Source organism: Endozoicomonas montiporae CL-33 (genome assembly GCF_001583435.1).
Classification (GTDB): Bacteria; Pseudomonadota; Gammaproteobacteria; order Pseudomonadales; family Endozoicomonadaceae; genus Endozoicomonas_A; species Endozoicomonas_A montiporae.
This window is the reverse complement of the sequence record NZ_CP013251.1, coordinates 1,029,593-1,042,936: the sequence shown is the minus strand read 5'-3', so window position 1 is coordinate 1,042,936 and position 13,344 is coordinate 1,029,593. Positions and strand designations below refer to the sequence as shown.

14 protein-coding genes are annotated in these 13,344 nt (G+C 48.0%); 1 reads left to right on the top strand and 13 read right to left on the bottom strand.

The genetic code is table 11. The features are described 5' to 3' along the window. Positions 1–223: 223 nt before the first annotated feature. From EZMO1_RS04605 to rpiA, 6 genes are all read right to left on the bottom strand, one after another. On the bottom strand, positions 224–964 hold the full coding sequence (locus EZMO1_RS04605; RefSeq protein ID WP_236632001.1) for an ABC transporter ATP-binding protein: 741 nt from the start codon (positions 962–964) through the stop codon (positions 224–226). A gap of 3 nt (positions 965–967) precedes the next feature. Further along, positions 968–1,735, bottom strand: a complete 768-nt coding sequence (livG, locus tag EZMO1_RS04600) for a high-affinity branched-chain amino acid ABC transporter ATP-binding protein LivG (RefSeq protein ID WP_034875138.1) — start codon at positions 1,733–1,735, stop codon at positions 968–970. Further along, on the bottom strand, positions 1,732–3,039 hold the full coding sequence (locus EZMO1_RS04595; RefSeq protein ID WP_051789858.1) for a high-affinity branched-chain amino acid ABC transporter permease LivM: 1,308 nt from the start codon (positions 3,037–3,039) through the stop codon (positions 1,732–1,734). The genes livG and EZMO1_RS04595 overlap by 4 nt, the downstream gene beginning before the upstream one ends. Then, positions 3,036–3,962, bottom strand: coding sequence for a high-affinity branched-chain amino acid ABC transporter permease LivH (livH, locus tag EZMO1_RS04590; RefSeq protein ID WP_034875139.1), 927 nt, complete (start codon positions 3,960–3,962; stop codon positions 3,036–3,038). Before livH ends, EZMO1_RS04595 begins: the two co-directional genes overlap by 4 nt. A 99-nt stretch (positions 3,963–4,061) precedes the next feature. Then, a complete protein-coding gene (locus tag EZMO1_RS04585) occupies positions 4,062–5,183 on the bottom strand; it encodes a branched-chain amino acid ABC transporter substrate-binding protein (RefSeq protein WP_034875143.1) in 1,122 nt (373 codons plus the stop codon). A 456-nt stretch (positions 5,184–5,639) separates the two neighbouring features. Next, positions 5,640–6,311 carry a ribose-5-phosphate isomerase RpiA gene (rpiA, locus tag EZMO1_RS04580; protein ID WP_034875145.1) on the bottom strand — a complete coding sequence of 224 codons (672 nt, stop codon included), beginning with the start codon at positions 6,309–6,311 and terminating at the stop codon, positions 5,640–5,642. 127 nt (positions 6,312–6,438) lie between these two features. On the opposite strand from rpiA, the gene ilvA reads away from it, so the two are divergent. Then, on the top strand, positions 6,439–7,953 hold the full coding sequence (gene ilvA, locus EZMO1_RS04575; protein WP_034875147.1) for a threonine ammonia-lyase, biosynthetic: 1,515 nt from the start codon (positions 6,439–6,441) through the stop codon (positions 7,951–7,953). A gap of 45 nt (positions 7,954–7,998) precedes the next feature. On the opposite strand, the gene EZMO1_RS04570 is transcribed toward ilvA, so the two are convergent. The 7 genes from EZMO1_RS04570 to EZMO1_RS04550 form a co-directional block, all read right to left on the bottom strand. Then, the gene (locus EZMO1_RS04570) at positions 7,999–8,694 is read right to left on the bottom strand and encodes an SDR family oxidoreductase (protein WP_236632002.1); all 696 of its coding nucleotides are present in this window, start codon (positions 8,692–8,694) and stop codon (positions 7,999–8,001) included. A gap of 123 nt (positions 8,695–8,817) precedes the next feature. Further along, positions 8,818–8,997, bottom strand: coding sequence for a hypothetical protein (locus EZMO1_RS27225; protein WP_222842193.1), 180 nt, complete (start codon positions 8,995–8,997; stop codon positions 8,818–8,820). Then, positions 8,967–9,542: an HAD-IC family P-type ATPase gene (locus EZMO1_RS27220; RefSeq protein ID WP_201772173.1), complete on the bottom strand. Its 576-nt coding sequence runs from the start codon at positions 9,540–9,542 to the stop codon at positions 8,967–8,969. Before EZMO1_RS27220 ends, EZMO1_RS27225 begins: the two co-directional genes overlap by 31 nt. Then, positions 9,539–10,084, bottom strand: a complete 546-nt coding sequence (locus EZMO1_RS27740; RefSeq protein ID WP_201772174.1) for an HAD family hydrolase — start codon at positions 10,082–10,084, stop codon at positions 9,539–9,541. The genes EZMO1_RS27220 and EZMO1_RS27740 overlap by 4 nt, the downstream gene beginning before the upstream one ends. Beyond that, a complete protein-coding gene (locus tag EZMO1_RS27210) occupies positions 10,068–10,898 on the bottom strand; it encodes a P-type ATPase actuator domain-containing protein (protein ID WP_201772175.1) in 831 nt (276 codons plus the stop codon). The genes EZMO1_RS27740 and EZMO1_RS27210 overlap by 17 nt, the downstream gene beginning before the upstream one ends. Positions 10,899–11,089: 191 nt before the next feature. Further along, positions 11,090–12,517: a transposase gene (locus tag EZMO1_RS04560; RefSeq protein WP_145912468.1), complete on the bottom strand. Its 1,428-nt coding sequence runs from the start codon at positions 12,515–12,517 to the stop codon at positions 11,090–11,092. A 362-nt stretch (positions 12,518–12,879) separates the two neighbouring features. Beyond that, the gene (locus tag EZMO1_RS04550; RefSeq protein WP_222842192.1) at positions 12,880–13,197 is read right to left on the bottom strand and encodes a magnetosome protein MamC family protein; all 318 of its coding nucleotides are present in this window, start codon (positions 13,195–13,197) and stop codon (positions 12,880–12,882) included. Positions 13,198–13,344: the final 147 nt, after the last annotated feature.

The following is a 13,344-nucleotide window of genomic DNA, read 5'->3' as shown; positions in this document are numbered from 1 at the left end:
ACTCATTTGACAAATCAGGCACTAAGGAGGCTGTCCGAGAATAGACTGCCGTACCGGCAACTGCTCCTGCGTTGCACTAACTCCTGCATCCATGCAGTCGTGCGGTGACAGTAAATTGGTCTGAAAAGTCGCTTCTGTTCGTCAAATAGCTTGCTATTCTCCTCACAAAACCGACTTTTCATCCTCAATTTTCTGCCATCCTCGCTACGGGCGCTATTCTCGGTCAGCCTCCTAGATAGGCTTCCTGAACCGCTTCGTTGGTCAACAGGACACTTCCCTGATCCTGAAGAACAATGCGGCCGTTTTCCAGAACATAACCACGATCAGCCAGTTTTAAAGCCTGATTAGCGTTTTGTTCAACCAGAAAGATGGTGACACCGTCACTGCGCAGCTTTTCAATGATCTCGAAAATCTGCTGAATGATAATGGGAGCCAGTCCCAGGGAAGGCTCATCCAGCAATAACAGCCGCGGCGAACTCATCAAGCCTCTGGCGATGGCCAGCATCTGCTGCTCACCACCGGACATCGTGCCTCCCCGTTGTTTCATGCGCTCTTTTAATCGGGGAAACAACTGTAAAACATGATCGAGGTTACGCTGAAAGGCTTCTCCTTCGACAAAAAAACCGCCCATGGTCAGATTTTCTTCAACCGTCAGGCGAGAAAAAATACGCCGGCCTTCGGGAACCAGAGCCAGCCCCGAGCGCATAATTTCAGAGGTTGGCTTATCGGTAATCAACTGACCATCATAATGAATGCTGCCCGAACTCGCCCGTGGCTCACCACAGATGGTCATTAACAATGATGTTTTGCCTGCACCATTGGCACCAATCAGGGTGACAATTTCGCCGGGATAAATATCGACACTGACCTCATCCAGTGCCTGCACCTTGCCATAAAAAGTGGATACCTTGTTCACACTCAGCAAAGGCTTACCCATTAACGTCTCGATGACATCATTTGCCATGGTTCAGGACTCTCCCAGATACGCCTTGATCACTTCCGGATGACTGCGAACACTGTCCGGCACGCCGGAAGCCAATGGCCGCCCCTGATTAATCACATAAATTCGATCGGATATGTCCATCACCAGCTTCATATCGTGTTCTATCAGCAACACCGAAACATTGTGATTGGCGCGCAGATCTGAAATCAGCTGATCCAGTTCAGCCGTTTCATTCGGATTAAGTCCGGCAGCCGGTTCATCGAGCATCAGCAGTTCAGGCCGGGTCACCATGCAGCGGGCAATCTCCAGCCTGCGTTGCTGCCCATAGGCAAGGTTACCTGCCTCGCGATTAGCAAACTCCGATAACCCGACTTTATTTAACCAATATTCAGACTGTTCCAACGCCTTCCGCTCACTTCGCCGAAAAGCGGGTGTTTTAAACAAACCGGATAACAGATTGGTATTCAGGTGACGGTGCTGAGCCACCAGTAAGTTTTCCAGTACCGTCATGCTTTTAAACAGACGTACATTCTGAAAAGTCCGAACCAGCCCCAGCCTGGATATTTTAAAGCCGGGCAGATGCTGAATAGCTTTGCCCTTAAAGCGAACCACGCCGCCGGTGGGTTTATAAAAACCGGTCAGACAATTAAAGACCGTTGTTTTACCGGCACCGTTTGGCCCGATAATCGAAACGATCTCTCCCAGTCGTACTTTTAAAGCCACCTGATCCACCGCCAGCAAGCCACCAAAGCGCATACTCAGATCATCAGCTTCCAGTAACCATTCGCTCATGAAGATGCTCCTGCTTCAACAACCTGACCTTCAGAAGTTTTATGTTTGTTTTTTAACGTCAGATGAGGGCGCTTCATCGGCAACAACCCTTCGGGGCGCCAGATCATCATGCACACCATCATCAAACCAAACATTAACATCCGGTATTCCTGAAACTCTCTGGCCAGTTCCGGCAGCATGGTCATGATCACGGCCGCAAGAATCACTCCCAACTGAGAGCCCATTCCCCCAAGCACCACAATGGCGAGGATGATGGCCGACTCAATAAAGGTAAACGACTCAGGACTAATAAAGCCCTGTCGTGCAGCAAAGAACGTACCGGCAAAACCGGCAAAAGTGGCACCAATGGTAAAAGCGGACAGTTTAATGGCCGTAGGGTTTAAGCCCAGAGAGCGGCAGGCAATATCATCTTCCCTTAACGCTTCCCAGGCTCTGCCAATGGGCATTCTGAGCAAGCGATTAATCACAAACAAGGTGGCAAAAACCAGTAATAAGGCAAGAATATAAAGAAAGATCACCTTATAGACGCCACTGTATTCAATACCAAAGAATTCATGAAAGGCTGTGCCCTCTTTGGCGCGCCGGTTAAACTCCAGACCAAACAGCGTCGGCTTGGGAATCTGGGAAATACCGTTAGGACCGTTGGTTAATTCCGTCCAGTTGTTCAGCAAAATACGAATAATCTCGCCAAATCCCAGTGTGACAATGGCAAGGTAATCACCCCGCAAGCGCAACACCGGAAAACCAAGAATAAAACCGAAAAACGCAGCCAGAAGTCCTCCGGCTAACAGCCCGGTCCAGAAATCCACACCGAAATACTGATTTAACAGGGCGTAACCATAAGCGCCTACGGCATAAAAACCGACATAACCTAAATCCAACAGCCCCGCCAGACCCACAACAACATTCAACCCGAGACCAAGCATGACGTAAATCAGCGTCAGAGTTGCAAGATCAATAGCACCTCTTGAGGCATAAAACGGCCATACCAGTAAGGCAGCAATCGCAAAACAGATAGCCAGCCTTCGAGCCTGAATAAAATAAGCCGGCTTTTCCCTATGAGCAGGAACAGAAGGCAACTTTTCCTTTAACGATTTAAAACCCCGATCCAGCCAGTCTCTAAATAGCTGAAAGAAAAAAACGACTGCGGAAGCGATGGCAATGGTTAAATAGACGGAGGTTTCCACCCCTTTAACACGCAGAATCATGCCGTCCGACTGAAGCTGCACACCCAGCATCAGGCTGGCAAGAATGATTAAAACAACGGACGATAAAACAGCCGGAGTCCAGCGAAGTGTTTTCATACTTTTTCAACCTCCGGCTTACCGAGGATACCTGTAGGCCGAAACAACAGGATCAACACCAAAAGACTGAATGCTACGGCGTCTTTATACTCAGTACTGAAATAGCCCGCAGTCATCGCCTCCGTCACACCCAGTATCAGCCCTCCCAGTACCGCTCCGGGAATACTGCCAATACCGCCCAGCACTGCCGCTGTAAACGCTTTTAACCCCGCCATAAAACCAATGTAGGGATTAACAACGCCGTAATACATGCCCAGAAGAACACCAGCCACAGCAGCCAGTGCCGCACCAATAACAAAAGTCAGGGAGATAATCTGGTTGGTATTAATGCCCAGCAGCCCTGTCATGCCAAGGTCTTCTGCACAGGCGCGGCAGGCTCTACCCATGCGAGAACGGGATATAAACAGTGTTAAAAGCGTCATCGATACAAAAGTAACAATGAAAATGATGACCTGCATATACGACAACGTTGCATTAAAGCCGTCGTCTGGCCCAAAAACCCACCCACCATTAATCATTCCCGGCATGGCAATATCTCTGGAGTCCTGCGCCAAACGAACATAGTTTTGGAGGAAAATAGACATACCAATAGCGGAAATGAGAGCAATGAGCCGGTTGCTGTTTCTCAGGGGACGATAGGCGACCCTTTCCACAGCAAACCCATAAGAGCTGGTGATAATGATGCTGATAATAAAAGCAGCGGTCAGCATCAAAACGACACTGTCGATGCCCATCATGGCGAGAGCGGCAAGCACAATAAAGGCAATATAACTGCCAATCATGTAGATCTCGCCGTGAGCAAAATTGATCATGCCAATGATGCCGTAGACCATTGTATAACCGATGGCGATCAGAGCGTAGGTGCTGCCGACCGTCAACCCATTGAGAAGTTGCTGGATAAAGTAGTAAAGAGCGTCTGTCATTATTGAACCCCCAGAGCCTGATAACAACGAACGCTGTTATCAGGCTCTGTACTTCTTATTTTTATTAGACAATCAATGTCTTATGTTGAGGTATAGCTATTAATCCAGTGCCGTTTTTGTACCATCTGCATGCCACTCATAGACGACAAAGCTAAAGTCTCTCAGGTCACCACTGCCATCAAACGCCAACTGACCGGTAGGCGTTGCAAATACATTTCTGCGGAGAATATCTGCAACATCTTCAGGGTCTTCATTTTTGGTCAGCTTCATGCCATCAGCCATGACCTGAACCGCGGAGTAAGCCGGAAATACAAAGGGGCCTGACGCGTCATCACCCTTGGCTTTGATCGCTTCAACCAGTTTGGCATTGGCCGGGTCCTGGTCAAAACTCTTGGGCAGTGTCACCAGCAGACCTTCTGAAGCGGCCCCCGCAATCGCAGAGATATCTTTATTACCGACACCTTCAGGTCCCATGAAAGGTACTTTCAAACCCTTCTCTGCACTCTGTCTCAGGATTAATCCCAGCTCAGGGTGATAGCCACCGTAATAAACAAACTCTACATTCTCTTTCTTGAGTTTGGCGATCAACGCAGAGAAATCCTTGTCACCAGAGGTCACACCTTCAAACACGGCAACATCAATGCCCGCATCTTCTACAACTTTTTTAACGGCTCTTGCAATGCCTTCACCGTACTGCTGTTTGTCATGAACCACTGCCATTTTCTTTGGCTTGACTTTGTTGACAATATAATTGCCTGCTGTGGGCCCTTGTAAGCTATCAAGACCAATGGTGCGGAAAATCAGTTTATAGCCGCGACTGGTGATATCCGGACTGGTGGAAGCCGCAGTAATCATCAGCACGCCCTCGTCTTCATAAATGTCAGAGGCGGGCTGAGTAGAGGATGAACACAAATGCCCTACAACAAACTTCACAGCATCATTCACAATTTTGTTGGCTACGGCGACAGCCTGCTTAGGATCACAGGCATCATCATAAACGACTGCTTGTAATTGTTTACCATTGACACCGCCTGCCTTATTGATTTGCTCAATAGCCATTTTGGCACCGGTAAACTGCATATCACCATACTGGGCAACCGGCCCGGTAACAGGCCCCGCCAAAGCTATTTTGATGATGTCAGCAGCCTGAGCCACCTGAATACTGCCTGCAAACAGCATGGATGCTGCAAGGCTTAATAGTGTTTTTTTATTATTCTTCATCGTGTTGACGCCCCTTCCAAAAGGATGATTTCGTTTTGTTATTTTAAAATCCCTGGTGCTTACCACTCGCTATATTAATAATTTTTTACAGTCAGATCAGCAACTATGTGTTCTTTTTATATGACGCAGGTTGAATCATCGACCAATGTCTAAAGGAGAAGTATCCTGAAAGCGCTAAACTTATTGATGTATAAGGAAAAATAAATTGAAACAGGCTTTAAAAGAGGAAACTAACTAAAACAGAACCGCTCAACGCCGCAAGCTTGTCGTAGAGGGAGAAGTACTATGGACATGAAAAAAGAGAAGTACAATCTTGAACTTAATGAACTCGTCATCTTATCTCTTTCATTCGGCAGTGTGATTGCCGCCCTGCACTTTTTCTTTGCCAGCGTCTTCTGATTTCAGTCACACAACAAGATTGAAAAAACGGCCGATTTAACCAGCCGTTTATGATGATTAAACCGTAATGGTTTCTACACCTTCTTCAGTACCCAATAACAACACATTGGCAGCGCGTGCAGCAAACAAACCATTAGTGACCACACCCACAATCTGGTTAATTTTATCTTCCGTGGCAACAGCGTCGGTAATCTGCATATTCCAGACGTCCAGAATGACATTGCCATTATCGGTGAGCACACCTTCACGATAAACCGGATCACCACCCAGCTTAACCAACTCGCGAGCCACATAACTGCGTGCCATCGGAATCACTTCAACCGGCAGCGGGAACTGTCCAAGTACATCAACCTTCTTGCTGCCATCAGCGATGCAGATAAACTCCTCGGAAACGGCAGCAACAATCTTTTCGCGAGTCAGTGCAGCACCACCACCTTTGATCAGGTGCAGGTGTTCATTGGCTTCATCAGCACCATCGATGTAAAAACGAAGGCTGGAAACACTGTTGAGGTCATAAACAGGAATGCCGTGACCTTTCAGGCGATCAGCTGAGGCTTCAGAGCTGGCAACACAGCCGTCAAACTTCGCTTTGTGTTCTGCCAGAGCATCAATAAAGAAGTTGGCGGTAGAGCCTGTACCAATACCAATGATCATGTCCTCTTCCAGATGCGGAAGAATACGTTCCAGGGCAGCTTCAGCCGTTGCTTTCTTCAGTTCGTCCTGAGTCATTACGTTACCTTAACAGCATGAGACACGGGGAAAATAAGAATTATACTACTCAATTCCGGCTGATTTCCTTTAGAATGCCGAAAAGTAATGAAAATCCAAAAAAAGTCAGTATAAATAGCAGAACAAAATGCCTCACCACTATATAAGAAAGATTCTGGAAGCCAGGGTCTACGATGTCGCGGTGGAAACGCCTGTCCATCCAGCGCCGTTTCTGAGCGAGCGACTGGACAACAACGTCCTCCTTAAACGGGAAGACCTGCAGCCTGTGTTTTCTTTCAAAATTCGTGGGGCCTACAACAAAATCGCCCAGCTCAGTATTGAAGAAAAAAATCGTGGTGTTATTGCTGCCTCAGCAGGTAACCATGCTCAGGGGGTGGCACTGGCGGCCAAAAAACTGGGCATTGAGGCCATTATTGTTATGCCCACCACCACCCCGGAAATAAAGGTTCGATCCTGCAAGGCGAGAGGCGCCAGAGTCATTCTGCACGGCGATGCTTTTGACCAGGCATTGCAGCACGCACTGGAGCTGGTTGAGCAACATGGCTACACCTTTATCCACCCTTACGATGACCCTGACACCATCGCCGGACAGGGCACCATTGGTATGGAAATCCTGCGCCAGCATACCGGCCCTCTGGACGCCGTGTTTGTTCCCGTAGGCGGTGGCGGTCTGGCTGCCGGTATTGCCACCTACATCAAGTATCTGCGCCCTGACATTAAGGTCATTGGGGTTGAATATGAAGAATCCGCTTGCCTGAAAGCCGCGCTGGAAGCTGGCGAACGAGTGGTGTTACCCCACGTCGGAATCTTTGCTGATGGTATAGCTGTGGCACAAATTGGCGAGGAAACCTTCAAACTGTGCAGAGAGCACATTGATCAGGTAATTACCGTCAGCGCCGATGAAATCTGCGCGGCCATCAAAGACATCTTCGATGACACCCGTTCGATCTGTGAAACAGCCGGTGCAACCGCCGTTGCCGGGTTGAAAAAATACGTTGAGCTGGAAGGTGTTCAACAGCAGACATTAATGGCCATTGACTCAGGTGCCAATGTTAATTTCGACCGCCTTCGCTATGTGTCAGAACGGGCCGAGCTGGGCGAAAAGCGTGAAGCGATTATCTCAGTCACTATTCCTGAACGCCCGGGAAGCTTTAAAACCTTCTGCGAAACACTGGGTAAACGAAACGTCACCGAGTTTAACTATCGTTATCACGACCCTATCAATGCCAGTATATTTGTCGGTGTTCAGGTACATCCTGACCAGATGCCTATCGATAACCTTATCAACGAATTACGCGACAAAGGTTATCCGGTTGAAAACCTTACCGATAATGAAATGGCAAAATTACACGTTCGTCATATGGTGGGCGGACACAGTAATGCCGTTGAAAATGAAGTGGTCTATAGCTTTGAATTTCCCGAACGCCCGGGTGCTCTTCTGAACTTTCTGAACAAGTTAGGTAAACGTTGGAACATCAGCATGTTCCATTATCGCAATCATGGTGCAGCTTACGGTCGTGTTGCTGTCGGACTGGATGTACCTCCAGAAGAACGAATACACGTCAGTGGTTTTCTTGATGAAATTGGTTATCACTACTGTGAAGAAACCAACAATAAAGCGTATAAGGCATTTCTCGGCTAATGTCTCTTCTGCTCAGATAGCGGGAGCCTTGTCGGCTCCCTGCTCTCAAAATGCGCTTTCGGTGGGATAAATCGTCATCTCATGCAGGTTTACGCCATCCGGCTGAGACAGGGCAAATACCACAGAACGGGCAATATCTTCAGCTTTCAAACCATGCGGCTTTGACTCATCAAAAAAGGGCGTATCTACCACACCGGGTTCAATAATGGTGGTTCTGACACCCGTCCCTTTTAATTCTTCCCGCAAATTGTGACCAATAGCAGTGACAGCCCACTTACTGGCACCGTACATCGAACCCGCCAGATGCAGGCGACCTGCTGCTGAACTCATCAGCACAACATGTCCTTTGTTTTTTCTGAGATCATCAAGGCTGGCCCGCAGGGTCAAGCCAACACCATACACATTGGTGAGCAACATATCCTTCCACTGCAAAGGATCTGCACCACTGAATCCGCCGGGCGTACCGCCAATACCTGCATTGGCAAAGACAGCATCTATACAACCAAAGTGTTCTCTGGCAACCTGCATCAGCTTCTGCTGATCGTCCCAGGAAGCAACATCACAAACGACAGGGTACGCTTTTTCCCTGCCCCCCAGCTCATCACTTAATGCCTGCAATGCTTCAAGACGACGACCGGCAATGACAACCTGCCAGCCAACATTAACTGCATGACGGGCGGTTTCAGCGCCTATGCCACTGGAGCCACCTGTGATAACAAGTACTTTATTGTCAGCCATCATTTGCCTCCTGATTGATTGACAGATCTTGCCTGTAAATCACAGCGTAGTTGATTCCCCACAATAATGTCGGCGTCCATTAACTATAAATGCTTTAGGACGGAATGATTGCTGTCAGACTCATTATTACGATTTATCAATAAGAACTCGATTTTTCAGAGCCGCTGAACGACTAAGAATTGCCAGCGTGGTTCCATTATGCAACAGGGCACTCGCGGCCGGGCTAAGCCAGCCCATTGCTGCCGACAGCATAATTCCACTGTTTATATACTCAGTCAGTTTGATATTGCTATTAATCGTAGCCATGCAATGTTCGCCAGTTTCACTGTTTCTGCCACACTCAGAAGGCTGTCTTTTAACAGTACGACGTCTGCAGTTTGTCGAGCCAGCTCTGTGCCATCGCACATAGCAATCCCGACATCAGCCATGGAAAGAGCAGGCGTATCATTAACCCCATCCCCTACAAACAGAACCGTTTTTCCAGACTGTTTTAGCCCTTCGATAATTACCGACTTACTGTCGGGTGTCGCTTCGGCAAAAACTTTATCCAGCTGTAACTCATCAGCTAAACGGTTTGCCTTACAAGTCTGGTCTCCGGAGATCATTATCAGTTCCTTTATCCCCAGTTTACGCAGCTGGCTGAGTGTCTCTACTACATCCTCCCGAAGATGATCCCTTAAGCCGATCATTCCGATAAGCTGTTTCTGATGCGAAATAAAGATCAGATGACGTCCCATCTGTTCATACTTAACGATTTCATCCTCAAAGGCTGAAAAATTCACTGCTTCATAAACCTCAAGAAAGTGCCGACTGCCCATCACAAGACAATGATCGTTCAGACTGGTCTTCAAACCGTGAGAATAATGTATTCCACTTCTCCATGTTCAATATGTGGCAGCTGATGATGTCTCACCGCATTGACAATGGCCTGAGACAGAGGATGACTACTGTGTTCTTCTACAGATGCCGCAAGGGCAAGAAGATCACGTCCAGAGTTATTTTGACATAAAGACACAACATCAGTGACTTCCATATCTCTGTAGGTGAGGGTTCCGGTTTTATCAAAAACGCAGATATCAATATTTGCCAGCTTTTCAATAGAACGACCACCTTTCAGCAGAATGCCATTTTGGGCGGCACGATACATAATAGACTTGAATGTTACTGGCGTACTGAGCTTCAGTGCGCATGAATAATCCACCAGAAAAACTGACGCCACGCGACTGATATCCTGAGTTAAAGCAAAAACAGCCGCGCCTATCGTCAGTGTGATTCTAATCCGCCGCTGCGCCATGTTATGAGTTACCTGTTGAGTTTCACTCTTTTCACTCAGGGAGTCATAAATCAGTTTGGCAATTTTGGCGGTAGTCGATTCACTACCCGTTTTTTTCAACGCGTACCCTGATGGTTCCCTCCTGAACACTGGTACCGGCATAGACCCAGGCCTTTTCATCCCGGGGAACAGGGACATTCTCGCCAGTAAGGGAGGACTGGTTAATAAGTGCTGTGCCCGACATGACTATGCCATCAGCTGGTATCGCTGCCCCCGGAGATAACTCAATCAAATCGCCTGTTGCCAGCTGACTGGAATAAACCGATTCACAGGAACCATCAGAGTTAACTCTCCAGACTTCACTGTCTTTTGGGCGCATCAAATCGGCCAATAGCCGATCACTATTACGGCAGGTCTTTTGCTCCATGTACTCGCCAAGACTGATCAAAGTCTGGGTCATCATGGCAGTTCTGTAGTCTCTGCGCCAGGTCGAGAGTCCAACTGCTATAGCATCCAGAACAGCAACAGTGATTCGCCCTTCTTTCAGGTCTGAAACACCATCCAGTAAGGTTGGTGTGATTAAACCAGTGGTTGTCAATGCTCCCCATTTATCAGGGAGCATGGCAGCAGCCAGCGTTCCGATGACGTTCATGACAACATCACCACGGGTTAATTCGTGTTCTGCCCCAGCAGTTTCTGCCTGTTGCAGGTCTAGCTGAACCAGCCGGACAGTAAGAGTTTCAGGTGTTAGTAGCTGAGCGTCATACTGAACGACAATGAAGCAAGATAATTCATTGACTCGAATGTCGTGTAAGCCCTGAATACAGAACAGACTCTTTTTGATCCATGCACCTGTGCCAGGAAACTGTCGTAAAGCAGACACTTTAAAACGAATGCGACCGGGGAGGTGATGTTTAACCTCAACTCCGCTCATTCTTCGCCTTTGTGCAAATTACGATAGTACTCCAGCTCGGCCTGAGTATCCTCAAGACGCTCTTTTAGTTCTTCAACTTCCCCCCGTACTGCTGACCAGGCTTTTGATCCGGTTGCAGCAACACTTTCTTTAAATTTCTTATTACTCGATGCTGCAGTTTTACCTAAACAAGTAACGTATTTATCTCGATTCTAAGCTGCATCTAAAAGTTTAAACTTCCGGGCGTGTGCTTTGAGTGAGTCAGTTGCCTTTTGTTCTCCCAGGTCTCTACCAGCCATATGCCTGCTCGACTCCCGCTTGGGCAAAGTATGCTCTAAGGCTAAGGCCAGAGCCTTAAGCTCGGTATCTGGATCTTCCGATTCAACCACTGATTTCACCGTAGCAAGCAAGGCTTCTGCATTGAGGCGTTCGATCAGACAGCCTGCGGGCATTCCGGCCTGTTTGTTTTTCAGTAGGACGAATTGCTCAGGGTGCAGTAACAGCATGTGTTCGCACAGCAGGCTCAGGATCACGCCGCGCTGCGATCCGTCAGCACCTTGCTGTTTGCTCAACCTGTTCCAGCCACAATGAGCTTTCCAGTCTTGAATGAAAACCTCGACCAACCACCTCAAGGTGTAAATCCTGGCTATGTCGGTATGCCGCCATGACATATCTGAAGCCACCAGATAGCGATAATCCTCTTCACCCTCATACTTCAGGGCAATAACAAAACGTCTTTTCCCATGAGCCTTAACATACAGCCGAGCAGCCAGCATCGTGACCTGCTCTTCTTTGCCACCGCGTATTATGAGTTGAGTTTCAGCGCCTTTCTGGCGCGAAAAGTAAGCTTTGAGAGTCGCTTCCGAGTGGTTTCGGTTGGATACTTTCTGATTCGAGCGCAGTTGGCTGACAACCTGGGCTCCGCCTGTTATTTCCGCAGCCTTATCCATAAAGTCTCCTGTGCCATACAGTGCATCAGCGAGAATTGCTTTGATCGTAATGTTGGGAAACGAATCAACAAATTCTTGCAGCATAACCAGCGTCAACGACTGCATGGTGGGGTAACGAACATGATCTGGCTCAGGACGGTTCGGTCGTTCTTTTTTCTGAATGCCTTGCTTCCTGAGCGCCTTGTCTTTCTTCCTCCATGCAGATAACTCAGGGTCAGGAATATAAAAGCGAAACCCTACTGGAAAGGTAGCTACTTCAGTAACGAGCACCATAAACACCAGTTCCTGCCCATTAAAATAACCACCTGTTGATTTGTCTTTTATCTTATGGGCACCGTCGATTTTTGAAGTCCTTTTAGTGCGCTTTTTTCCTGTATCGTCGATAGCAAGGGTTCCACTTTGTATTCCATAGCGTAGAAGAATATTTCTGACGCTGGCCTGTAGCAGGCTTTGCCATGCAATTTCTGCTTGATAAAACATCCAGCACAGACGGGTCGCTTTGAATCTGCCTAAGCTTCTGCGCTCAAAAGCAGCCCAGTTAATAGTTTTAGTTACCACGATTCCCATGATAAAAACGCCCAGTGCCACTTTCTGGGATCTACTCAACTGCGCAGAGGAATTGATGGACTTGAGCGAATCATTCAAAGCATCCAGAAAGGCAGTGACAACGGGTAATGGGCGAATTAGCAAGATACGACACTTGACGGTTATTAAGTTCCTATGAGATCTTACCTCCAACCTGCTGCTGTGGCTATGATGGAATCTCGCAAGGCTTGAATTCGGAGCTGCAGTAGTAGTCTGCTCTTATGCCACCCTGCCATTTCCTGCTCTCCCTCAAATATCAAAAACTGCAGCATCGAGTATTACTTAGTAAGTAAGCCACCGCAGCTCCTGCTGCCAGCCCCATCACAAAATGGGTTTTACTGTTTTGTTTCTGATAGGTTGAAGCTTCAGCTGAAGTGTCTCCCTCTACCACGCCTGCTGAAGCCAACTGTGGCGCTACAGGAACTTGAGGATACGGACTGTAACCATATGGATAGCCGGGAGGCGGGTTATGTCTGGTCATTGTGTTTGTTATCCAGAAGTTGATCCAGCAAATAGAATCCAGCCGCACCTGCACTCAGCACTGTCAGCATTGACAACACTGGGCGACCTGCCATTTTCTCAGCAACATAATTGGTTGCACCACTCACAGCGCCTACCTGCAAAGCCGATCTAGCAGCGTCAGCCACAAGGACGCCGGATTCCAGTTCACCCTGTTTGTAAGCCTGCCAGTGTCTTGCAATGGATGCACCTCCACCGACCATGGCACCCGCGATCATCGCTCGACTGGCAGTGCTTAGCCCGGATATTTCATAAACAAGCAGCAACTACCATCCCATCCTCTTAATTTTGGACTTTTCCGCAAGCCTGTTGCTCTGTTAACCATGTGAAAGACATTGCAGCCCATACTTGCTTACAGATTAGACGCTAATCAACGAATCCTGCTATTTCAGGATAACGGAAAGCCCCAAGGC